Source organism: Neobacillus kokaensis (assembly GCF_014656545.1).
GTDB lineage: Bacteria > Bacillota > Bacilli > Bacillales > Cytobacillaceae > Neobacillus > Neobacillus kokaensis.
The window spans coordinates 373,097-395,047 of sequence record NZ_BNDS01000001.1 but is presented as its reverse complement, the minus strand read 5'-3'; the positions used below and the strand labels follow the sequence as shown (position 1 = coordinate 395,047).

At 41.1% G+C, this 21,951-nt stretch carries 22 protein-coding genes and 2 riboswitches; of the genes, 2 read left to right on the top strand and 20 right to left on the bottom strand.

The features are described 5' to 3' along the window. Nucleotides 1-103: 103 nt before the first annotated feature. On the top strand, nt 104-2,203 hold the full coding sequence (locus tag IE222_RS01895) for a transglycosylase domain-containing protein (protein ID WP_191269133.1): 2,100 nt from the start codon (nt 104-106) through the stop codon (nt 2,201-2,203). Between the two features lie 9 nt (nt 2,204-2,212). Here the strand turns inward: IE222_RS01895 and IE222_RS01890 are convergent, their stop codons facing one another. The 19 genes from IE222_RS01890 to IE222_RS01800 all read right to left on the bottom strand — a co-directional run bounded on the left by IE222_RS01890 (nt 2,213) and on the right by IE222_RS01800 (nt 18,767). After that, nucleotides 2,213-2,935 carry an ATP-binding protein gene (locus tag IE222_RS01890; protein WP_191269131.1) on the bottom strand — a complete coding sequence of 241 codons (723 nt, stop codon included), beginning with the start codon at nt 2,933-2,935 and terminating at the stop codon, nt 2,213-2,215. Next, complete coding sequence (locus IE222_RS01885) at nt 2,932-3,435, bottom strand: ECF transporter S component (protein ID WP_191269129.1); 504 nt, start codon at nt 3,433-3,435, stop codon at nt 2,932-2,934. Before IE222_RS01885 ends, IE222_RS01890 begins: the two co-directional genes overlap by 4 nt. Next, on the bottom strand, nt 3,425-4,009 hold the full coding sequence (locus IE222_RS01880; RefSeq protein WP_191269127.1) for a cob(I)yrinic acid a,c-diamide adenosyltransferase: 585 nt from the start codon (nt 4,007-4,009) through the stop codon (nt 3,425-3,427). The genes IE222_RS01885 and IE222_RS01880 overlap by 11 nt, the downstream gene beginning before the upstream one ends. Next, complete coding sequence (locus tag IE222_RS01875; protein ID WP_191269125.1) at nt 4,009-4,449, bottom strand: bifunctional adenosylcobinamide kinase/adenosylcobinamide-phosphate guanylyltransferase; 441 nt, start codon at nt 4,447-4,449, stop codon at nt 4,009-4,011. The genes IE222_RS01880 and IE222_RS01875 overlap by 1 nt, the downstream gene beginning before the upstream one ends. Next, entirely contained in the window at nt 4,401-5,012 is a 612-nt protein-coding gene (locus tag IE222_RS01870; protein WP_191269123.1) for a histidine phosphatase family protein, read from the bottom strand. Before IE222_RS01870 ends, IE222_RS01875 begins: the two co-directional genes overlap by 49 nt. Further along, the gene (gene cobS, locus IE222_RS01865) at nt 4,970-5,737 is read right to left on the bottom strand and encodes an adenosylcobinamide-GDP ribazoletransferase (RefSeq protein WP_191269121.1); all 768 of its coding nucleotides are present in this window, start codon (nt 5,735-5,737) and stop codon (nt 4,970-4,972) included. Before cobS ends, IE222_RS01870 begins: the two co-directional genes overlap by 43 nt. Next, nucleotides 5,734-6,591: a cobyric acid synthase gene (locus tag IE222_RS01860; protein ID WP_191269120.1), complete on the bottom strand. Its 858-nt coding sequence runs from the start codon at nt 6,589-6,591 to the stop codon at nt 5,734-5,736. The genes cobS and IE222_RS01860 overlap by 4 nt, the downstream gene beginning before the upstream one ends. After that, on the bottom strand, nt 6,588-7,166 hold the full coding sequence (locus IE222_RS01855) for a bifunctional adenosylcobinamide kinase/adenosylcobinamide-phosphate guanylyltransferase (protein WP_223282556.1): 579 nt from the start codon (nt 7,164-7,166) through the stop codon (nt 6,588-6,590). Before IE222_RS01855 ends, IE222_RS01860 begins: the two co-directional genes overlap by 4 nt. Next, nucleotides 7,153-8,112, bottom strand: coding sequence for an adenosylcobinamide-phosphate synthase CbiB (gene cbiB / locus IE222_RS01850; protein WP_191269119.1), 960 nt, complete (start codon nt 8,110-8,112; stop codon nt 7,153-7,155). The genes IE222_RS01855 and cbiB overlap by 14 nt, the downstream gene beginning before the upstream one ends. Continuing rightward, complete coding sequence (locus IE222_RS01845; protein WP_191269117.1) at nt 8,109-9,575, bottom strand: heme ABC transporter ATP-binding protein; 1,467 nt, start codon at nt 9,573-9,575, stop codon at nt 8,109-8,111. The genes cbiB and IE222_RS01845 overlap by 4 nt, the downstream gene beginning before the upstream one ends. Nucleotides 9,576-9,577: 2 nt before the next feature. Next, entirely contained in the window at nt 9,578-10,636 is a 1,059-nt protein-coding gene (locus tag IE222_RS01840) for a FecCD family ABC transporter permease (protein ID WP_191269115.1), read from the bottom strand. Next, nucleotides 10,602-11,570, bottom strand: a complete 969-nt coding sequence (locus tag IE222_RS01835) for an ABC transporter substrate-binding protein (RefSeq protein ID WP_191269113.1) — start codon at nt 11,568-11,570, stop codon at nt 10,602-10,604. Before IE222_RS01835 ends, IE222_RS01840 begins: the two co-directional genes overlap by 35 nt. Nucleotides 11,571-11,733: 163 nt before the next feature. Then, nucleotides 11,734-11,924, bottom strand: a riboswitch (cobalamin riboswitch). A gap of 74 nt (nt 11,925-11,998) precedes the next feature. Then, entirely contained in the window at nt 11,999-12,469 is a 471-nt protein-coding gene (gene ribH, locus IE222_RS01830; protein WP_191269111.1) for a 6,7-dimethyl-8-ribityllumazine synthase, read from the bottom strand. Nucleotides 12,470-12,496: 27 nt separating this feature from the next. After that, on the bottom strand, nt 12,497-13,690 hold the full coding sequence (locus tag IE222_RS01825) for a bifunctional 3,4-dihydroxy-2-butanone-4-phosphate synthase/GTP cyclohydrolase II (protein ID WP_191269109.1): 1,194 nt from the start codon (nt 13,688-13,690) through the stop codon (nt 12,497-12,499). Nucleotides 13,691-13,729: 39 nt separating this feature from the next. Then, nucleotides 13,730-14,389 (bottom strand): riboflavin synthase, encoded by a 660-nt coding sequence (gene ribE, locus IE222_RS01820; protein WP_191269107.1) that lies wholly within the window; start codon nt 14,387-14,389, stop codon nt 13,730-13,732. Nucleotides 14,390-14,401: 12 nt separating this feature from the next. Then, nucleotides 14,402-15,484, bottom strand: coding sequence for a bifunctional diaminohydroxyphosphoribosylaminopyrimidine deaminase/5-amino-6-(5-phosphoribosylamino)uracil reductase RibD (ribD, locus tag IE222_RS01815; protein WP_370465002.1), 1,083 nt, complete (start codon nt 15,482-15,484; stop codon nt 14,402-14,404). A gap of 119 nt (nt 15,485-15,603) precedes the next feature. After that, nucleotides 15,604-15,750: riboswitch (FMN riboswitch) on the bottom strand. Between the two features lie 103 nt (nt 15,751-15,853). After that, on the bottom strand, nt 15,854-16,324 hold the full coding sequence (locus tag IE222_RS01810) for a GyrI-like domain-containing protein (RefSeq protein ID WP_191269103.1): 471 nt from the start codon (nt 16,322-16,324) through the stop codon (nt 15,854-15,856). Nucleotides 16,325-16,561: 237 nt separating this feature from the next. Beyond that, entirely contained in the window at nt 16,562-17,845 is a 1,284-nt protein-coding gene (locus IE222_RS01805) for a CapA family protein (RefSeq protein ID WP_223282541.1), read from the bottom strand. A gap of 76 nt (nt 17,846-17,921) precedes the next feature. Further along, nucleotides 17,922-18,767, bottom strand: a complete 846-nt coding sequence (locus IE222_RS01800) for an oxidoreductase (RefSeq protein WP_191269101.1) — start codon at nt 18,765-18,767, stop codon at nt 17,922-17,924. Between the two features lie 388 nt (nt 18,768-19,155). On the opposite strand from IE222_RS01800, the gene IE222_RS01795 reads away from it, so the two are divergent. Next, nucleotides 19,156-20,169, top strand: coding sequence for a nuclease-related domain-containing protein (locus IE222_RS01795; protein ID WP_191269099.1), 1,014 nt, complete (start codon nt 19,156-19,158; stop codon nt 20,167-20,169). A gap of 266 nt (nt 20,170-20,435) precedes the next feature. On the opposite strand, the gene katA is transcribed toward IE222_RS01795, so the two are convergent. Further along, nucleotides 20,436-21,896, bottom strand: a complete 1,461-nt coding sequence (gene katA / locus IE222_RS01790; RefSeq protein ID WP_191269098.1) for a catalase KatA — start codon at nt 21,894-21,896, stop codon at nt 20,436-20,438. Nucleotides 21,897-21,951 lie beyond the last annotated feature (55 nt).

Genomic DNA, 21,951 nt, shown 5'->3' with positions numbered 1-21,951 from the left:
TTCAGTTTTTTGAAAAAATTTCATCCACCTTATGATTGGTCTTTTTGGTTAAGAAAACTTATAATATAAAAAGCAAAAATCCCTATTAAGGTAAGGAGACACAATGGAAAAATTACGTCCACTTTGGGAATTCATTGTTCGTTTTTGGAAAAGGAAACATTTAACGCAAATTCTGTTATTAATCATTTTGGTTGTTGTACTTGTGACCATTCTATATTTTGCCTGGCTGGCATCACGGGCTAATGTCCAGTCATTAAAAGAAGGCCTAAGCCAGCCGACCGTTATTTATGACAAGGACGGCGACATGGCAACAAATGTGGCAACGAACCGAACAAAAGGTGTAAAGATTGAGGAGCTTCCAAAATTTGTTCCAAATGCCGTTGTTGCTATCGAGGATGAGCGCTTTTATGAGCATGGAGGCTTTGATATTAAGGGCATTGCCCGTGCCTTTTTTGGCAACCTGCTCTCAGGGAGAATAACAGGAGGCGGCAGCACTCTCACACAGCAGCTGACAAAAAATGCCCTGTTATCGCCTGAACGAACATATAAGCGTAAGGCTGAGGAATTATTTTTAGCTGTCAAAATCGAAAAGGTTTATAAAAAGAACGAAATACTGCAAATGTATTTGAATCAAGTGTATTTCGGCGGCGGTGCATGGGGGATCGCCAACGCCTCAAAAAAATATTTTGATAAAGATATTAAGGATGTCACAATCAGCGAAGCAGCGATGCTTGCCGGTCTTTTGCACTCGCCAAATTATCTTAACCCTTATAATAATTACGATTTGTCAATGAAACGCAGGAACGTTGTGCTTGGCAAAATGAAAGAGCTTGGTATGATCACAGATGCTGAGTATAAGGAAGCGAAACAGGAAAAAATTCAATTGAAAGATGGCGGCGGCAGCTTTATTGAACGGAAATTTCCTTATTATGTTGATGCTGTTTTAAATGAGGCAATATACAAATACGGTTTGACACAGGAAGAAATATTAACACGGGGATATCGTATTTATACTGAATTGGACCAAAACCTGCAAACGGGGCTTGAAAAAGTTTATGCAAAAGATTATTTGTTCCCGCGTGGAATGGGAGGGCAAATCGTTCAGAGTGGTGCTGTTTTAATGGATCCTGCATCAGGCGGTGCCCGGGCGCTGGTAGGCGGAAGAGGTGAGCACACATTCCGCGGCTTTAACCGAGCCACACAATTACGCGCCCAGCCAGGTTCATCCATTAAACCGCTTGTTGTTTATACACCAGCATTGGAAAACGGCTATAAATACTCATCTGAGCTTGAGGATAAGCCAATGACAATCGACAAGTATAAACCAGAAAATTTCTCAAGAACCTATCAAGGGAAGGTTCCAATGTATAAAGCATTAGAAGAATCCTTGAATATTCCTGCCGTTTGGCTGCTTAACAAGGTTGGCTTAGATAAGGGGCTCGGCAAGTTAGATAAATTCGGAATTCCTGTTGAAAAAGCGGACAAGAACCTCGCAATTGCTCTTGGCGGCATGAGTAAAGGTGTATCGCCCATGCAAATGGCCAATGCCTTTTCAGTTTTCCCGAATGGCGGAAAACGTCAGGAAAGCCATTTGATTACAAAAATTGTTGGCCCAACGGGGAATATAATTGCAGAACGGGAGCCAGTTACAACAAAAGTAACCTCGAAAAAGGTGACAGATGAAATGACCTCAATGCTGCTCAATGTCGTCGAAAGCGGAACAGGACGCCGTGCCCAGATCCCTGGTGTTCAGCTCGCAGGAAAAACAGGTTCAACCCAGCTCCCGTTTAGCGGCGTATCAGGAACAAAGGATCAATGGATGGTTGGCTATACGCCAAATTTGGTCGGGGCAATCTGGATTGGTTTTGACCAAACAGACCGAGAGCATTACCTGCAAAGCGCAAGCTCATCCAATGTTGTTCCGATTTTCAAAGAAATCATGAGTACGTCTGCGGCCAATCTGCCAAAAGAAAGTTTTGATGTTGTCTCAATTAATGACCAGCTTGCCGGTAAATCGAAGGCAGGTTCCTTCGAGGATCAAGCAAAGCAAATCAGCAAGGAATTAAATGAAAACGCCAAAAAGTTTGGAAACACCATTAAAGAGCAGGCACCTAAGTGGAAAGAGGGCTTGGACAAGGTAATCTATACAATTGGTGAAACCATTGATTCCATCTTTGAAAATGTAAAGGAAATAAGACAATAGCACGCCGGTTTACGGCGTGCTGTTTATTTTTAATGAATGAATGAAGTTTTCGGCGAGCTTATTTAATAGTTCTTTTTGTTCATTATTAAAAGTGCAAATAAAGCACGTTGCAGGTCCCGAGGATTTGCACAAATCCACGTCAGATTCTACTTTTTCCTTCGTTAATTCCAATTCTGGAAACATTCTTTGAAGCTCGTATAAGATCCCCTTCGATCCGACCGGCCAGGCAAGAACCCCATTTAATTTGCTTACCTCAAGGAAAACCGACAAAGGGACAACTTCGTTCCCCCGTTGGATCACTTCATCACCTACTAAAGGCTGTCCAATAACAGCCAAGTTTACACTATTAAAATTTTGAATCTCCGATTTTTTATCAGCTGTTTTTTTACCAATCACTATTACTCCAAAAGCCGATTGCATTAATTGAAAATTGCTTTCCGTACTGCCTGTAATAGAAACATCGAATAGACCAAGTTCAAACAATCCTTTTTGAACACCCTTTACCAGCTCTTCCCACGGTTCATTGCCGCAAAAATTATGAAGAACAACCGAAACAGGAGCCCCTCCTGCCGCAATACATTCCATTGCGGCCACCCGAAACGAATAATAGGCAACTGTTTCGTATGGAACATGGACATGGTCATGCTCCTTCATCCCAATGGCACCACTATTATCACTGGAAATAATCAGGAAGCTTCCCCCTTCAAAAGGAAGTGTCAGGACATTCCTCATCGTTTTACCGTCCCTTTAGAAAATCCATGTGAAACAAATGAAACGAGACGAGGAATCGCAATCATGGCAATAATGGTATTCAATATCGAGCCGATCACCAATGAAGGAACCATCGCTGTATAAAATGCTTTACTGATTAAAAAGATAAATGGAATCGGAGCCGCAAAGGAATTTCCAAGCACGAAAATTCCACCGGCCATTACCTTTTGTTTTTTATAGACAACGCCAAATAACCAAACAAGAACAGCCATTTCCCCTGCAATCAAAAAGTGCATCGGACCTAATGGGAACCCTCCCAACAACGCTGATATTAAATGTCCTAATGCTCCTACTAACGCTCCAGCGCCACCGCCTAACACTGCAGCTGCTAAAAGTGCTGGAAAAGCATCCAGGGCAACACTCGCTACTACCGCAGGAACCTTAATAGATGCTCCCACGACGGATAAGGCGGTAAACATGGCACACATGCTGATAAATTTTCCGCTAAGCTTACTTTTCATCTTTCCGCTTCCCATCGCGAAACACCTTCGCACTGCGGACATACTCAACATCCTTTACATTTAAACGGCAATTGATTACCCTAGCCAATGCAAAGAAATAGTCTGAAAGCCTGTTTAAATATTGTAAAGTAAGTACAGGGGTTTTTGAGTCTGCTTTTAAAAGTGATACTACTAATCTTTCTGCCCTTCTTGTAACCGTTCTGGCAATATGGATGGAAGCAGCCGGTTTAGTTCCGCCAGGTAAGATAAACCTTTCTAATTCCGGTGCCTCTTTAATATATTCATCAATTTTCGCTTCTAAAAAATCAATCGATTCTTGCTGAAGTTTTACAGGGCGCTTTTCAGTCACATTTGCCAGATCACCGCCGCAGTCAAATAACTCATGCTGAATTTTTTCTAGATCATCAAGTACATCTTTGAAAACTTCATGGTCAAGTTCGGTTACCGCTTGTCCAACAAAGCAGTTCACTTCGTCAACTGTACCATATGCCTCAACACGGATATCATCTTTATCAACCCTGCCGCCAATGATACTTGTTTGTCCTTTATCACCTGTTCTTGTGTAAATTCGCATTAACAATCTCCCCCTGATTTAATTGTTTGATTGATGCCATACCAAATAAAATCTACTTTTTCTGCTTTGGCTGCTAGATCTTGATAGGCCCAGCCAGTTACATCCCGCCAAAGGCGGTTTTCTTTTTCCATTGGAACAATTCCTTTTGTGATATCTGTTCCGATTACCACGACTAAGCGATTGGGATCGGCTTTCTCCCAGCGGTGCCAACCATTTAGACAGCAATTCCAGATCTCCCGGCATTGGTTAGCATCATCATGTTGTTTAGTTAATTCTCTAATCCAAATCTCAATTCCTTCTAAAACCAGTAAATTAGTAGTTATGGCCAATTCAGCCGGGAGTAAGCCATTTTCATATGCTGAAACCCAAACTGCATCTTTATATACTTTCTTTACCCAAGCTCTTTTGCCGTTAAAGGCACCTCCTGTAACAAAATGCATCGTTCACCTCTCCTCAACCCTTCACGTGAAAAAGTTAGTTCAACCCCTGCATCATGCGGTATATTCCAGTCCCAAAAATCCTTTACTTCCTGAGCATATGCAGTTAACAAATAACGAATCACCCCACCGTGTGTAATAACAGCACAGCGATGAATATTTTTTGAAAAAATTGCAGTTGTCAGAGTTTTCCACCCGGCATCAACTCGGCTTGTGAATTCCTGAAAAGACTCTCCGTTTGGCGGATTGTAACGAAAAGGTTCTGACAGCCAGTGACGATAAAGTTTATGATCCTTTAAGTCTTCATATGTTTTTCCTTCCCATTCCCCGAAACTCATTTCCCTAAATTCTTGCAGGTAAACCGGAGATGTATTCGGAAACATAAATTGGGCAGTCTCAGCACATCTTGCTAAATCACTGGAAAAATAAGCACCATAATCCTTTTTCGGTGACAATGACTTCGCTTCGGGACATAATGGTGAATCACTCCAACCTAAATACGCCCTTCGCTTGTTTGCTTCAGTTACTCCATGACGAAATAATGCAATAACCACACAGTCATCCATAGAATCAGCTCCGTTCCTTCCACGGCTGCACCAAGTACATCACCCGTAATCCCTCCAAACCACTTTATCACCTTCCGGCGGGCGTAAAACAAACAGACCACAGCTGCAGCTAGTAAAATCCCGGTAATCGGTAAAAGAAAAACACTTACCAATAAATAGATTGGATATATCCATAATGCTTCCAACTTAGCGGCATTTTGAAATAGAAAGCCAAGACCCTCCCGCTTTGCTGATTGAACCGAAAGAAGCAGGACGCCCATGACCGCTTTGCTGAAAAAAGGAATTGCTGCTATCAAAATAAATGACATCAGGTGAGCATTTTCAGTAATTTCATAGATAAATAAAAACCGAGAACTTAATAGCAGGATAATCGACATGACCCCAAATGCACCTGTTCTAGGATCCTTCATAATCTCCAGTCGTTTTTCTTGATCGCGATAGGAAAAGTAAGCATCGCTTGCATCCATCCAGCCATCAAGGTGGATACCGCCTGTAAGAACAATGGTCATTAACCATAGTATGAAAGCAGCAGCCAAATGGGAAAACGGTGTGTATTCAAGCAATAGATATAATAAAAAGGAATAGATAAGTCCTTGAAATAACCCCTGTAATGGGAATGCTTGAATCGTCCTTTTAAGATGCACTTGATCCATTGGAAATTGTTTTGTAATAGGAACAGCAGAAAAAAATTGCAGCCCAATCAAAAACCCTCTAAAGAATTTCATTTTTTAATGCCCCAGTTATCGATAATTTCTTTTATTACGTCCCATCTAAGCAGGCTTTTCATTTGCGAGGCAACCTCATCCAATTTTGTATTCCGGTCCTCTTTATGGCCGGCCGTCTGAGAAGAAATTCGGCTTGAGGATAGTGAGTCCTCAACGTCAATCATATGATTTTCTACATATGGCAGCACCCCAAGTACCGGGATGCCTGTTTTTGCTTCAAGCCATTTGATTCCATCCTGAAATAGACCAACGTCTCCGTGAAACTTATTAATGATTACACCAACAACCCGCTCACGTTCTTTTGGCTCCAGCAGTTCAAGTGTACCTACAATACTGGCAAATGCCCCGCCGCGGTCTATATCGGTTATTAGAATTACAGGGACATCCGCAAGCTCCGCCACCTTCATATTGACTATCTCGCGGTTTTTTAAATTGATTTCTACCGGACTGCCCGCACCTTCTATCACAACTGTCTCAAATTCATTTTCGAGCCGGGCAAGGGATGTTTCGATAACGGCTATGGCCTTCTCATAAAAGCTCTCCCTATAAGCTTTTCCGCTAATAATGTCAATTTGCTCGCCTAAGAAGACAACTTCGGATTCTTGGTTGGGACGGGGCTTTAATAAAATCGGGTTCATCCACTCAGTCGGTTTAATTCTGGCAGCTTCCGCCTGAATTGCCTGAGCAATGCAAATCTCCTTGCCATCCGGGGTGAAAGTTGAATTATTGGACATATTCTGCGACTTAAATGGGGCAACTTTGATCCCTTCATTTGCAAGGATTCGGCATAACACCGTCACAATAAAACTTTTTCCTACATCAGATGCCGTCCCTTGAATCATGATTCCCTTCATCGCTGCACCCCTTTCATTAAAACCGGAACTCCGGCTTCTACTAAAAATGCCTGATCGGCTTCCTTTACTAGTTCTTGATGAATTCTCCCTAGCAATTTGCCATATGTAAAAACAAGCTCATTGCCGGCCAACGGTTCGTTTAAAACCTCATTGCTAACCACAATGAGTGCCTTTGCTTGGTTTTTAAGCTTTAAGATCCCTGATACTACACTTTCTTGTACATTAGTTAAAAAAAGATTGTCCCAGACATGCCCTCTGCTAAATAATTCGTTATTTAACAGAGTCGTAACACAATCCAATAAAACAATATCCTCCGAATTGAATGATGAAACAAGCTCACCAATATGAACAGACCGTTCTACTGTTTTCCATTGGCATTCTCCTGTTTCCCTGTCGCGCTGATGTTTTTCAATCCGTTCTGTCATCTCGGGATCTGATGGAACACCAGTAGCAAGATAGTTAAGCTGTCCTCCTGTTTCTATTGCGATTTCCTCAGCATGCTTTTCAGCAAAGCTGCTCTTTCCGCTTCTTACACCGCCAGTGATAAAAATCAAGGAAGCATTATGTGACAGCACGCTCAAATACAGTACCTCCAATCCATAAAAAAACCAAGAATAAAAATACTGTTCTAGTTAAAATTGTATTAGCCTGAATGATATGATCTGCTTGAATCGGATGAATCGGGTCTCCCATTTTTGCCCGGTTTGACACGATTCCCTTGTAGTAATTGGTTCCCCCGAGCTGGATTCCTAAAATACTGGCAACAGCCGCTTCACCCCAGCCGCTGTTTGGACTAGGATGCTTTTTAGCATCACGAAACAAAACCATCCATGCCTTTTGATAATTCATCCTTTTGGGACGATTGCCAATAAGCATCAGCATGCCTGTTAACCGGCTTGGAATCCAATTCATCACATCATCCCATTTCGCAGACGCCCAGCCAAACTCCTTATATCGGTCACTAAAATTCCCTACCATGGAATCACATGTATTCACTGCCCGGTAAACCATTGCCAGCGGTGCACCGCCTATTAGAGCCCAAAATAATGGGGCTGTTACCCCGTCACTCGTATTTTCTGCCACCGTTTCAATCGCGCCCCGCGAAATTTCAGCTTCATCCAATTGATGGGTATCCCTTCCGACAATATAAGAAAGTTTCTTTCTAGCCTCGGGAAGGTCACCATTTTTTAACGGCTCATAAACCTCAATGGACGCCTCTTTTAAGCTTTTTTGCGCAATGGCAGCAGCAATAGTGGCACCTTCCACCGCTACTCCAACAAATGGGTGAATCTTGTAAGCAATGAAAACAAAAATAAATACTGCCGCAAATACTAGAAATACGACAAAAAGGAGCATGGCCACTCCCTTAAATTTTTTAAATCTTCCATTGTTTAAGCGATTCTCAGAATAGGATATCAGTGAACCAATCCATCGTACAGGATGCGGCCAATTAGGGGGATCACCGATTATCATATCAATAAAATAAGCAATCGTTATGGCGGCCAAATGATACATCATCACGATCGTTTCCTCTTTTGTGATTTTTGAACTGCATTCGTAGTACAATGGTACACTGCTTTACTTATTAGCTTCCCAAGAGGAGTAACCGTCCCGGCATAGTCCAATCCTTTTCCTGCTTGCGTTGCCGCAATTAATATACTATCAGTCGACGTCCCTGTAGCTATTGTCCCTGTTATCTCATCCCTGACTTCTAGATCATGCAATGCTTTAGTCTTGGCTTCCGTAGCGGTCATAATACTTTGAATGAATGCTTCTTCGGTCAGTTCCCCATTTACAAATATCCAAGTATTAATGGTGCCAGGCATCATCTCCACTCCGTGCATATCACTGTTGGAAGCATCCACAGCATTGCCAACTCCTGCGGTTACGACAACAAAGATAGAAAATCCACCGGCTTCAAATAACCTATATTCGACGTCCGCAAGCAGTACTGCTGTCATCATCCCAACCGTTTCTGATGGTTCAAATCCTTTGGATAGTAAAAACGAAGCCATTTCTTCACGATGGTCGCTGCAGTTATAATCTTTACATACATGACGATTTACAAATGTTTGATGCCAGCCGGTACCCGACCCGATCACACCAGAGGACATGGTCCTCAACGGGTTTGGCGATTTTAAACAGATGATCTCATCAGATTGCAGCAGTAACGATTCGTTAATCTGGATTAAATTTTCCAGCTTCTGCTTTTCAGGGAGCAGGACCATCTGGGGGGCCGCAACTTTTGGATGCGGATGCTTCTGGATTTTCGTTTGATACACATCGCGAATGGTTTCCTCGCGTATTACCTCATTTGGAACATGATTGATTTTAATCCTTCCTTTTTCAAGCAATAGCAAACGGTCGCAATATAGTCCGGCAAGGTTCAAATCATGAAAAATCGAAATGACTGTCAGCCCATTTTCTATCGTCCATTGTTTTAACAGGTCAAGCAGTTCCTTTTGATAGGATAAATCTAAATGGTTCGTTGGTTCATCCAGTAAGAGGATCTCCGGCTCCTGTGCTAATGACTGTGCGAGAAATACACGCTGCTTCTCGCCGCCAGACAATTCCTGGATATTTTTTTCTTGAAATTTAGATACGCCAATCTGCTTCATCACCCTTTGGACTACTGCTTCGTCCTCTTGACTCCATGTCTGAAACAAACCCTTTTGATGAGCATACCGGCCAAGCGCTACCGTTTCTTTGACCGTATAGGAAAACGACTGTGTAGAATGCTGGGATAATACGGCAATCTTTTGGGCCAGCTGTTTTGGACTGTACGTTTGCAGCCGCTTTCCTCCTATAAGAATTTCCCCTTGCCCGAACGGAAGAATGCCGCTAAGCATTTTTAACAGCGTTGTTTTCCCGCTGCCATTTGGACCAAGGATGCCGAACAGTTCCCCTTTATTAACACTGAATGAAATATCTTTTACCACGTCTTCTCCTGAATAACCGCCAGAGACATGTTGAACGCTTAGCATCCCTATCCACTTCTTTCCATTCTTTTTCTTTGCAATAAAATAACAGCAAATACTGGTGCGCCGATCAAGGCCGTAATAACGCCAATCGGCAATTCAGTCGGTGAAATAATCGTCCGTGATATTAAATCAGCAAGAATTAAAAATCCGCTGCCTATCAAAATCGATAATGGCAAAAGATGTTTATGATCTGGTCCCCAAACCATTCTTGCCAAATGCGGTATCACCAAACCAACAAAACCAATGGTGCCTGACACTGCCACTGCCGCCCCTGTTAAGATGGAACCGGCTGTAAGGATGACCAGTTTTCTTTTTTGGACGTTGACTCCTAAATGCTGGGCACGTTCTTCCCCAAATGACATAGCATTTAGTTCTTTGACATTTAATAGAAGAATGCCCGAGCCAATGATAAAAAACGGCAGGATAATCTTAATATATTCCCAGCCGCGCATCGAGACACTGCCAAGCAGCCAACCAATAATTTGCCGCAGTTCATCTCCTGTTAATGCAATCATAAGTGAAATCACCGCTCCTAAAAACGAGCTGAAAATTATCCCGGTTAAAATAATGGTTTCCACCCGCATAGAGCGTTCAATTTTCCGAGCAAAAGTGAGGACACTAAAAATTGTGATAAATGAAAAAAGAATACTTAATAATGGCAAAGTAAAATAGCCGACAAATGGAATAGACAGCTTGAAAAATAACGTGATAACCGCACCGACAGATGCCCCGGAGGAAACCCCCAATGTATATGGGTCGGCAAGCGGATTCCGCAGCAGTCCTTGGAAGGCTGCCCCTGCAATCGCAAGCGACGCACCAACAAGACCCGAAAGAATAACTCTTGGCAAACGGATATTAAGAACGATACTTTTAAACATCGGTTCCACATCGTTAATCGAAAAACCAAATAATTTGGCCCCAATAATTTTTATAATAATAGGAACTGGCACAGATACAGTACCAATGCCAATCCCTAATAAAATTGAAATAATTAAAAATATCCCGGCAATCGTATATGCAGCTATTTTATTATTTAAAAACTTCCGGATAGATGGCCTTAGCAAGATCCTCTACTCCTTCGATGATTCTAGGACCTGAACGAGTCACACGGTCTGAATCAACATCGATTACTTGCTTATTCTTCACAGCATTTACGTTTTCCCAGCCTTTTCTTGATAAAACCTGATCGACTGGATTTTTCACATAATAGCCATATGTAGTCAGGATCACATCTGGATTGCGTTTAATCATCGCTTCTTGATCAATCTTTGCCCAGCCGTTTAAATCACTGGTAATGTTTTCAGCGTTAATTATTGTTAACATTTCATTCATGAATGTGTTGTTCCCTGGTGAATAGATTTCTGGTGCAGGTGATACTTCTACTAATACTTTTTTCTTGTCTTTTATTGTTGCAGCCTTTTCTTTAATCCCAGCAAGCTTTTCCTTCATTTCGGAAACAAGCTCTTCTGCTTTTGTTGTTTCTCCAGCAGCTTTCCCAACCATCAGAATTGAATCATAAACTTGATCAAAATTTTGTGCGTCATTGACAGTTAGTACAGCAATTCCAGCATCCTGCAGCTGCTTCAATCCCGCTTCAGAGTTATGGGCAGAAGAAGCGTGTGCTAAAACCAAATTGGGCTTCAAAGCAATAATTTTTTCTAAATTAATTTCCATTCCGCCAATTTTCTCTTTCTTTGTTACATCTTCCGGATAATTATCAAAGTCAGAAACGCCGACAACTTCCTTACCAAGGTCTAGAGCATAGGCAATTTCAGTGTTACTTGGAATTAGAGATACGATTCTTTCAGGCTTCTTGTCGATGACAACATCATCATTTAGGGCATCTTTAACCGTTACCGGGAATGTTACTTGTTCTGTTTTTTTGGTTTCAACATTTGTTTTATTTTCTTCTTTTACTTGTTCTTTCTTTTCTGCACAGCCGGCTAATGCTCCTACTATTAATAAAAGTATGAACAAGAGTGAATATAATTTCTTCATTTTCCTACCTGCTTTCTCATAATGTAACAAAAAATATACCTTTCATTGCCAATCCAACACAAAAAAACATCCCCAAACTTAAGAGGATGTTGGTTTGATTAGATTCATTTACGAAAAAGTAAAGACGTCTAGTCTTCCATACCTCCCTATCCTCGTAGGTTTTTTGGCATAATCGAAATAGGCAGGTCTCCTGGCTCATGGTCATTGCATCCTAAGTCTTCCCATCAAATTGACAGTGACATCGTATAGAACTGCTACCATATACAGTGGCGGGACCGCGTTGGCTTTTCACCAATCTTCCCTTTTAAGCTAAAAATCTAAAGATCTTTAAGCACCTATGTTCATTTTAAGTATATTTTGTCTACTTCATTATAGAAAATGTTTTTTCATTTGTATATGATTTTCGACAAATAATTTCATGCTCCAGGTTAAACTTCCAGATTCCTGCATAAGTTTGCCATTTCAATTGCTGAGGAAGCAGCATCCCAGCCTTTGTTTCCAGCCTTTGTGCCGGCACGTTCAATCGCCTGCTCAATTGAGTCTGTTGTTAATACACCGAAAACAACAGGAATTCCAGTTTTTAATGAAGCAGCGGATACCCCTTTTGCAGCCTCATTACAGACATAATCGAAATGTGGTGTGGATCCTCGAATAACAGTACCAAGTGTAATGACCGCATCGTATTTTCCGCTTTGCGCCATCTTTTGCGCAATCAACGGAATTTCAAATGCACCTGGAACCCATGCTACATCTACATCTGTTTCATTTACGCCATGTCTTTTTAATGCATCTTGTGCCCCGCCTAATAATTTGCTGGTAATAAACTCATTAAAACGGCCAACAACTATTCCTACTTTCAAACCTGTACCAACTAAATTTCCTTCAAAAATATGTCCCATCGTTTAATCCCCCATTAAGTTATTTGTTTAATAGTGAAGCAGATGCCCTAGCTTATCATGCTTGGTACGTAAATATTTTTCGTTTTCAGCTCTGGCCTCCATCTCAATCGGCACCCGTTCAACAACCTCTAGATCGTAACCTTTTAGACCCTTAATTTTCCGCGGGTTGTTCGTTAGAAGCATTATTTTCCTAACACCCAAATCCTTTAAGATTTGTGCACCGATTCCATACTCCCGTAAATCTGCCTTGAACCCAAGCTTTTCATTTGCCTCAACCGTATCATAGCCCTGTTCCTGGAGTTTATAGGCCTTTAATTTATTGAGAAGTCCAATACCACGCCCTTCTTGACGCATGTATAAAAGAACGCCATTTCCGGCCTGCTCAATTTGCGACAGGGCTGCATGCAGCTGAGGTCCGCAGTCACAGCGGTAGGAACCAAACACATCACCCGTTAAACATTCGGAGTGAACTCTGACTAAAATTGGCTTTTCCGGGTCAATTTCTCCTTTTACTAAAGCGACATGCTCCTTGTCGTCAACTAGATTGGAATACCCAACTGCTTTAAAATCACCAAATTCAGTTGGCAGTTTAATCTCCACCTCCCGCTTAACCAATTTATCCTTTTTGTTCCGATATTCAATTAGATCCTTGATTGTTACCATTTTCAAATTAAGCTTATCGGCAATTTTACGGAGCTGAGGAACACGCGCCATTGTACCGTCCTCATTCATAATTTCACAAATAACGCCTGCAGGTGCAGCACCGCAAATAGCAGCAAAATCCACTGCTGCCTCGGTATGACCTGTTCGGCGAAGCACTCCGCCTTTTTTAGCAACCAGCGGAAAGATATGCCCAGGCCGTTTAAAATCGTCTGCCTTTGATTCTGGATCAATCATGCTCAGGACCGTTGCCGACCGCTCGAATGCTGAAATACCGGTTGTCGAATATTTATGGTCGATACTGACCGTAAAAGCAGTTCCATGTGAGTCTGTATTTACGGCAACCATTGGCATCAAGTCAAGCTTATGTGCTAATTCTTCTTCAATTGGAACGCAAATAAGTCCCCTTCCATGGGTAGCCATGAGATTAATCACATCTGGTGTGGCTTTTTCAGCCAACACTAGGAAGTCTCCCTCATTTTCCCGGTCCTCGTCATCACAAACTATAATGACCTTTCCTTCCTTTAGGTCAGAAATCGCTTCTTCAATCGTATCAAACATGCTTACTCACTCCTTTGTTTTAGTATAGATTCAGAAGAATTAAAGAAATCCATTGTCTTGTAAAAACTCCGCTGTTAATCCTTGTTTAGTTGATTGCTGCTGGTCCCCTTTGAGATTTTTAAAAAAATGTCCAACATATTTTCCAATCATATCGCATTCCAGATTAACGATATCGCCAGGTCCCTTAAACCCTAAAATTGTTTCCGATAATGTATGTGGAATCAATGACAGCGTAAAACTATTTTCTGTTACCGCAAAAACGGTAAGGCTTGTCCCGTCAACGGCGATAGATCCTTTCAGAATGACATATTTCATTAAGTCAGGATCTGCCTCAATCTCATAATAAACTGCGTTTTCAAATGCATTCTTGCTCTTAATCACGCCGGTGCCGTCAATATGACCTGAAACAAAATGCCCGCCAAACCTGCCACCGGCTGCCATCGCTCGTTCAAGATTCACTTTTGAACCTCGTTTCAAATCTTTTAAGCTTGTTGCTTTGACTGTCTCCGGCATGACATCGACTGTAAAGCGATGTCCGGTAAATGAAGTAACGGTCAAACAAACTCCGTTCACCGCAATACTATCACCAAGATGAACATCTTCAAGAATTTTCTTTGCCTCAAGGGCCAGAACAAAAGAATTTCCGGTCCGCTTCATTTCTGACAGAATACCAATTTCTTCAATGATTCCGGTAAACAAAATCCATCCCCCTTATCTAGGCTCTGCAATAATTCTTACATCCCGGCCAATAAGATCGACCTGTTTCAAATTTAAATCAATTGCCTCAGCCATCATTTCCATTCCCGGACCGCCAAAAGAAGAAGGTGCAAGCTTACCGCCAATTAATTTCGGTGCGATATAGCTGATGAGTTGCTGAAAAGCACGCTCCTTTAAAAAGCTGCCATGCACCTCAGCGCCGCCTTCGACAAAGAGCGATGTAATCCCTCGTTCACCTACTACCTTTAGCATTTCCTTAATAGAAATGGACTTACCTGCCATTTTAATTATTTCAATGCCAGCATTGCGAAATATCTTTTCTTTTTCCACGTCTATCTCGGAACCTGTAATAATCCATGTAGGCGCTTCTTTGTCGGTTACGATTTTTGCCTCTTCCGGTGTTCGGAGATGGGTATCCAGAATAATTCTTATCGGGTTTTTACCTCCATTAGAAAGCCTGGTCGTTAGGGAAGGATTATCTGCTAAAACCGTATTTACCCCCACCAAAATACCATCATGCTGGTGCCGAAATTGGTGGACATCAGCACGAGCTTCTTCTCCCGTAATCCACATACTATCACCCGTTACCGTCGCTGTTTTACCATCTAGAGTAACAGCAGATTTTAATGTAACGTAAGGAAGTCCTGTTTGAATGTTATAAAAAAACACTTTATTCAACTCTCTGGCTTCCTGCTCCAGCAGCCCTATTTCCACTTCAATACCAGCTTGTTCCATCCGCTCAATTCCTGTTCCGGCAACACGCGGATTCGGATCTGTTGTTGCGACAAAAACCTTTTTGATTCCAGATTTAATGACTAAATCCGAGCATGGCGGTGTTTTTCCATAGTGGCTGCAAGGCTCAAGAGTGACATACAACGTAGAACCCTGTACCTTTTCACCAGCCATACGAATAGCATGTACCTCCGCATGAGGTTCCCCTGCTTTCAGATGTGCACCCATGCCAATTATTTGATTGTCCTTAACAAGCACAGCACCGACAACCGGATTTGGTGAAGTTTGTCCTGCCGTTCCTCTCGCAAGGTTTAAAGCAAAATCCATGTAATACGCATCATTCATCATTTTGTCTCCTTCTAAAAACGTAAAAAAGCCCTGAATATCAATTCAGGGCTCAGTAAAAGACAATAGGAAAGTAAGGCTTAAACATACAGATTTTTTTCCTGTGTCTAAACCTAAATCTTTTCCTTCTCCCATCCAGACTGTAACTGTCGGCTCTGGAGTTTCACCAGATCCACCGTTTAACATTACTGTTAAACGGGTCACGGACTAAGAAGCATCGCTTCATCACCGCCGGTAAGGACTTTCACCTTGCCCCGAAGGAATTATTCAATTAAGATAATAATTTTTATTATACAGAAAAAAGTCCAAAAAGGGAAATAGCCTGCTTAATTTATGTAAAAAAGAGAAGCAAGCGCTTCTCTAAAATAGTTAACTTTTATAAGTTTTTACAGGTAAATAAATTTCAAAATGAAGATTTCCAGCAGCATTTTGCTGTTTATGTTCTTCTTTATAAATTTCTAGACTTAGTGCTTGGTGGTCCTGTTCGTAACCATATTCCTCCATCCAAGCTAATAATCTACGGTATGTATTTTCAACCTCCTCAGGACTTCCTTTATGAGTGGTGCACACATAATGTTTACGCGGAATCGAAAAACCGACCATTCCATCAGGGATTTCCTCAACCTCTTCAACTGGTGTTGTTACATAATAAGTAAACTCAGATTCCCGGCTATGGAATGGTGCAATCAGCACCGGTTCTTTCGTCTGAAGCGGCACCTCTTCAATACGTTCCTCCAACAACTGAAATAGACTAGGAATTTTGTCCGTTTGGGAATACGATCCATTCCATGAAATACCAACGACTTTTATTTCTTCTTTTTCAACCACTTTAATACCCATATGACCCCTCCTTCAATCTATCATATTTCTATTATTCTCATAATATCACTGAAATTCCTGCCAAATTATTTGATAAAAAAATTAATTTTTGCTATCTTTAAAAAATTTTAGCAAACAAATTTTTCATTCAAAACATTTTTAAATATATGTTTGAGCAACAAACCGATTAATTTTACATTATTTTCCTATACCTTTTTTCGACAAAAAAAACAGAGGATGAATCATCCTCTGCAATCATTAGTAACCCGTATCAACTTCTGAGGTTAAGTCCTTAATTCTTCCATTGTGGAATTCTAATTTCCCATATGAAAGACTTTGCAGCTCCTTCCAGACTCTCTTCTTTTCTAAATTTGATTGTTTAATAATTTGATCCCGCGAAATTCGAAATGGCTCAAAGGACATGACCATTTCCCCATTGGCAATATCCAAATGCAATATACCAGTTTGGGCCGCATTTCCACTAATATAGTTTGGAAATAAAAAGTTTCCTAATGAATAAGCAATAGGTTTTCCTTTGTAATACTCAAACCCCTGAAGCACATGAGGATGACTGCCGATAACACCATCCGCTCCAGATTCGATCATATTCCTAGCCCATTCACGTTGAAACAGTTCCGGAGTGCGGTTCTTTTCAACCCCCCAATGAATAAAAACAAATAAAAGATCCGTCTCCGCTTTTTCCTTTTGGATTGTATTTTCGATAAGGTTAATGTCATAGCCATTTGCTAAGCCTGGTCTTGTGTCTGTCGCTACCCATGAATAATCAGGCAGGACTCTTGAAAAGGCTAATATTTTGACGATTTTCCCTTTTATCATGTATTTCTTTGCTGAATAGGCTTCTTCCTTATTTAAACCGCCTCCGACATAATCCACGTTATATTGTTTTAAATTAGCGATTGTATCAGTAAAACCTGTTTGCCCATAATCAAGCGAATGGTTATTTGCTAAGCTTACAAGCTGAAAGCCAGCATTTTTTAACCCGGATAAGGCTTGCGGGTGCGACCGGAACGTATATTGTTTATCTTGCTTATTTCCTCCTGTGGTAATTGCCGTCTCCAAATTCACCACATTTAAATCGCTGGAGCCAAGCTCTGATTTAACATATTCAAACGGATAATCAGGCCCCTTCTGTTTGACTGTTTGTTTAACAGACCAATCAAACATTGCGTCACCTGCAAAGGATAACCGAATCGGTTCATCCGCTATACTTTCATTAGGCACAATCGGGTGAATATCCGTAACGGCCGTCTTAAGCCCCGCAAGAATATCAAAGCAGCTATTCCGGTTTACATAGACTGGTTTGATATACTTTCCAAACAGTTTAGCTTCAATAAATGAATAGAAAAAACTGCCCTTTTCTGCTTTTACAACGTGATTTCCCATAGGTTTTAAGTACTCGCCTAAATCCGCCTGCATTTTCTGCAGGTTATTGGATTGCTCTGCTTTTGCCGAGATGCTTAAACATCCTTGAAAAATAAATATGAATAAAAGCATACAAATAAAGTATTTATGATTAAGCATTTTCTTCCCCCTCTTGTTACTACAACCTAGTTTAATAGAGAAGATGCTTCGTATTTGTCGTAATCTGTCGAAGGTGTTAGCTTTTAGTTTTATTAAGGGTTTTAAGAACTACCGCTTCCCATTGATTCCAAGGGATTAAGTTCTTTAAAAGAATGGTCATTCCCACTCCTTTGCCGATTGAAAAGCGTAGGGTTGGCTTTTTCATTCTCGCGATTGCTGCTATTTTTTTGGCAACTGTCACCGGGTCGCCATGGCCGGATTCTCCTGATAAAATATAGTTTTCAAGTTTTTGCATATGCTCGAAATAAGGGGATTCCGTTTGAGAGGGGGTTACCTGCCTGCCAGTTGACCAAATATTTGTCTTAAACGAACCTGGCTCTACTAAGACAACATCAACCCCAAAAGGCTTCATCTCTAAGCGCAGACTTTCACTCCACCCCTCAAGGGCATGTTTAGACGCACAGTATGGAGAGAGCCCCGGAAAAGCCACCTTCCCACTGATACTGCTAACATTGATGATCTTGCCGCTCTTTTGTTTTCTCATGTAGGGGAGAACAGTCTTGGTTACGGCGATGACTCCAAATACATTTGTCTCAAATTGCTTGCGATATTCATCTAATGGAACTTCCTCGACAAAACCGCCGGCAGCGTAGCCGGCATTATTCACAAGGACGTCTACCCTTTCTACTGTTTCAAGAAATGATTGAAATTTATTGATTGAAACCTCTGATGTGACGTCCAGTTCGTGAAGAGTAATGTTCGTTTCTTGATTGTATTTTTTAGCCTCCGTTAATAGATTGATACTTTTTTCGAGGTTTCTCATTGTCGCGACCACTTTAAACCCCGATTTGGCCAACTCCATTGTAGTTAACAAGCCAAACCCACCCGATGCACCGGTTACTATTGCGGTTGGTTGGTTCATTTATTGATGCCTCCTTTTTATAGTGCTTCTTTGGGCGACTCACAGATATATTGCTTCAAGTCGCAGATAAAATGGTCCGACTCGCAGATATATTGCTTCAAGTCGCAGATATATTGCTAAAACTCGCAGATATATTTTTAAAATAGATATTTCTTACCAAATATCAAATTGAGATAACTAATATCATAAGTAATAGTTTAAAATTCAATTATATTTTCGAAAAAGACCTAAATATATGTAAATTTTAGCAGAAAAACTCTGTTATTCCTCATAAAAATAACAGGAAATTAACCTTTTATAAAAGTTCGATAATATTCCACAGACTATGCAAAAATTAGTTGCTTTTTCATTTAAAATAGTGAGGAAATGATTAAAGGAGTGATGTGTATTGATAGGAAAAGAACGTGGTATACCCATTTTCATTTTAATTTTAGAAGCCATTTTACGGCGCCTCCCAAAGTTCCATGTAAAATACCCCCTAATCGTTGAGGAACTGGAAAGAAGATGGGCCGGGTTTCGAGGAGAGGAAGCACTCGACTTTTATTTACGATCCCTGCTGGATGATGAATACATAATATTCCATGATTTAAACTTTCCCGACGATGAGTATAATTGCCAAATCGATACCCTTCTATTGACCTCAAGATTTGCCCTAATCCTTGAAATAAAAAATATGACCGGAAAACTAACATTCGACACAGAGAATGAACAATTTTTTCAAAATAAAGATGGAATTGAAAAAGGTTTTTCTGATCCCATTGCTCAGGCAGAAAGACATCAAAAGTTTGTCCAACAACTGCTTGCCAAACATAACATGCCGCCGGTTCCAGTCGATTATCTAGTCGTCATTAGCAATTCCAACGCTCTTCTAGCATTCAAGGGAAACAACCACAAAGTTATAAAACGGGTTTGCAAATCACATAGCATGCTAAAGAGGATTCCATTATATGAGCAGAAGTATGGTAACGTTAAATTAACTCCTAAAGATCTACGCAAATTAAGTAAACTTCTAGTTAAATTGAATACTCCTCCAACAAAATACATTCTTCAAAACTATGGAATCAAAAAGTCAGATTTAAAATTTGGGGTTCATTGTCCAACATGCGATTATCTGCCCCTTTCTCGTAAGAAATTAAAATGGTACTGCCCTTCCTGTCAAAGCTTTTCGAACAATGCTCATGTTTATACATTATTGGATTATTTTTTATTGTTTGATTTAAAAATTACAAACCAACTGTTTCGTGAGTTCGCACAAATAACTTCACCAGATGCCTCAGGCAGAATGCTGAGGTCAGTTAATTTAAAATATTCCAGGGCAAATAAGGGCAGATATTACTTTGCAAATAGTAAACAATTAGAAAACTTAACAAAAAAATACCGCTCCCCTCGTCGAAAATCGTAAGTCGCAGATATATCACTTCAACCCGCAGATAAAATGTGTTAAGTCGCAGATATATCACTTCGACCCGCAGATAAAATGCGTTGAGTCACAGATATACTGCTTCAACCCGCAGATAAAATGCGTAAAGTCACAGATATACTGCTTCAACCCGCAGATAAAATGCGTTAAGTCACAGATATATCGCTTCAACCCGCAGATAAATTACTTTCAATTAATAAAAACTAGCCGCTCTCCAAAATAGAGCGGCCTAGCACCAGTTTCTTAGATTATTTCACTTCCTGCGGCACCTGTAAGTTCAAGCCTTTTGCGACTCGTTCACCGTACTCTTGATCCGCCTTATAGAAATGCTGGATTTGACGCAGCTTGATGTCATCTCTTTCAACTGGTTTCATTGCAGCGACAATATTTTCAACCAAACGACCGCGCTCATCCTCAGACATTAAACGATATAGATTGCCGGCTTGTGTATAGTGATCATTATGGTCATACGCAACCTGTGCAGCTTCGCCGGAAACCTCAAATGGCGTTTGTTTATATTGAGGTGCCTCCTTCGGTCCGCCGAAACTGTTTGGCTCATAGTATACAGAGCCGCCGCCATTATTATCAAAACGCATCGCACCATCACGCTGATAGTTTTGTGCTTCTACTTTTGGACGGTTAATTGGCAGTAAGTTGTGATTTGCGCCAACACGGTAACGATGGGCATCGGAATAAGCAAAGAGACGCCCCTGGAGCATCTTATCCGGCGATGCTTCAATACCAGGAACCATTGTACCAGGTGAAAATGTCGCCTGCTCAACCTCGGCAAAATAGTTTTCAGGATTCCGATTTAGTACCATACGTCCTACTTCAATTAATGGATAATCCTTATGGGACCAAACCTTTGTCACATCGAACGGATCAAAACGGTAGGTATTGGCATCCTCTAGCGGCATGATTTGTACATGCAGTCTCCATGCCGGGAAATCACCATTCTCAATTGCATTAAACAAATCCTCTGTATGATAATCTGGATTCTCACCTGCTAATTTAGCAGCAACATCATTGGCCATATTCTTAACGCCTTGTTCCGTGATAAAGTGATATTTCACCCATACAGCTTCTCCTTCAGCATTTCCCCATTTAAAGGTGTGGCTTCCATAGCCATTCATATGGCGTAATGTCGCCGGAATACCGCGGTCGCCCATTAAGTAGGTTACCTGATGCAGCGATTCAGGTGACAGGCTCCAGAAATCCCAAACCGCATTTGGATTTTTCAAATGGGTTCTTGGGTCTCGTTTTTGCGTATGAATGAAATCTGGGAATTTGATGGCATCCCGGATAAAGAAAATCGGTGTATTGTTTCCTACTAAATCATAGTTTCCTTCTTCTGTATAAAACTTAACTGCAAAACCACGCGGGTCTCTAACGGTATCAGCTGAACCGAGCTCACCGGCCACAGTTGAGAATCGAATAAACATCGGCGTCCGTTTGCCCACTCCATTGAAAAGCTTTGCCTTCGTATATTTGGACATATCGTTAGTCAATTCGAAATAGCCATGAGCCCCAGCACCTTTCGCATGGACAACCCGCTCAGGTACACGCTCGCGATTAAAATGGGCCAGTTTCTCTAGTAAATGTACGTCTTGAATTAACGTTGGCCCGCGTCCTCCTGCCGTCATTGAATTTTGATTATCCCCAACCGGTGCTCCAGTCCCTGTTGTCAAATGTTTGTTTACATTACTCATTTGATCACCTCGTAAACTATTTTTAAAGCTTTAATTAAATTATAATATAAATCTT

What these genes read in the sequence shown, in the direction of transcription:
- IE222_RS01895 (WP_191269133.1), top strand. Translation starts at nt 104, where the DNA reads ATGGAAAAATTACGTCCACTTTGGGAATTCATTGTTCGTTTTTGGAAA.
- IE222_RS01890 (WP_191269131.1), bottom strand. Translation starts at nt 2,935, where the DNA reads ATGAGGAATGTCCTGACACTTCCTTTTGAAGGGGGAAGCTTCCTGATT.
- IE222_RS01885 (WP_191269129.1), bottom strand. Translation starts at nt 3,435, where the DNA reads ATGAAAAGTAAGCTTAGCGGAAAATTTATCAGCATGTGTGCCATGTTT.
- IE222_RS01880 (WP_191269127.1), bottom strand. Translation starts at nt 4,009, where the DNA reads ATGCGAATTTACACAAGAACAGGTGATAAAGGACAAACAAGTATCATT.
- IE222_RS01875 (WP_191269125.1), bottom strand. Translation starts at nt 4,449, where the DNA reads ATGCATTTTGTTACAGGAGGTGCCTTTAACGGCAAAAGAGCTTGGGTA.
- IE222_RS01870 (WP_191269123.1), bottom strand. Translation starts at nt 5,012, where the DNA reads ATGGATGACTGTGTGGTTATTGCATTATTTCGTCATGGAGTAACTGAA.
- cobS (WP_191269121.1), bottom strand. Translation starts at nt 5,737, where the DNA reads ATGAAATTCTTTAGAGGGTTTTTGATTGGGCTGCAATTTTTTTCTGCT.
- IE222_RS01860 (WP_191269120.1), bottom strand. Translation starts at nt 6,591, where the DNA reads ATGAAGGGAATCATGATTCAAGGGACGGCATCTGATGTAGGAAAAAGT.
- IE222_RS01845 (WP_191269117.1), bottom strand. Translation starts at nt 9,575, where the DNA reads ATGCTAAGCGTTCAACATGTCTCTGGCGGTTATTCAGGAGAAGACGTG.
- IE222_RS01835 (WP_191269113.1), bottom strand. Translation starts at nt 11,570, where the DNA reads ATGAAGAAATTATATTCACTCTTGTTCATACTTTTATTAATAGTAGGA.
- ribH (WP_191269111.1), bottom strand. Translation starts at nt 12,469, where the DNA reads ATGGGACATATTTTTGAAGGAAATTTAGTTGGTACAGGTTTGAAAGTA.
- IE222_RS01825 (WP_191269109.1), bottom strand. Translation starts at nt 13,690, where the DNA reads ATGTTTGATACGATTGAAGAAGCGATTTCTGACCTAAAGGAAGGAAAG.
- ribD (WP_370465002.1), bottom strand. Translation starts at nt 15,484, where the DNA reads ATGAATGATGCGTATTACATGGATTTTGCTTTAAACCTTGCGAGAGGA.
- IE222_RS01810 (WP_191269103.1), bottom strand. Translation starts at nt 16,324, where the DNA reads ATGGGTATTAAAGTGGTTGAAAAAGAAGAAATAAAAGTCGTTGGTATT.
- IE222_RS01805 (WP_223282541.1), bottom strand. Translation starts at nt 17,845, where the DNA reads ATGCTTAATCATAAATACTTTATTTGTATGCTTTTATTCATATTTATT.
- IE222_RS01800 (WP_191269101.1), bottom strand. Translation starts at nt 18,767, where the DNA reads ATGAACCAACCAACCGCAATAGTAACCGGTGCATCGGGTGGGTTTGGC.
- katA (WP_191269098.1), bottom strand. Translation starts at nt 21,896, where the DNA reads ATGAGTAATGTAAACAAACATTTGACAACAGGGACTGGAGCACCGGTT.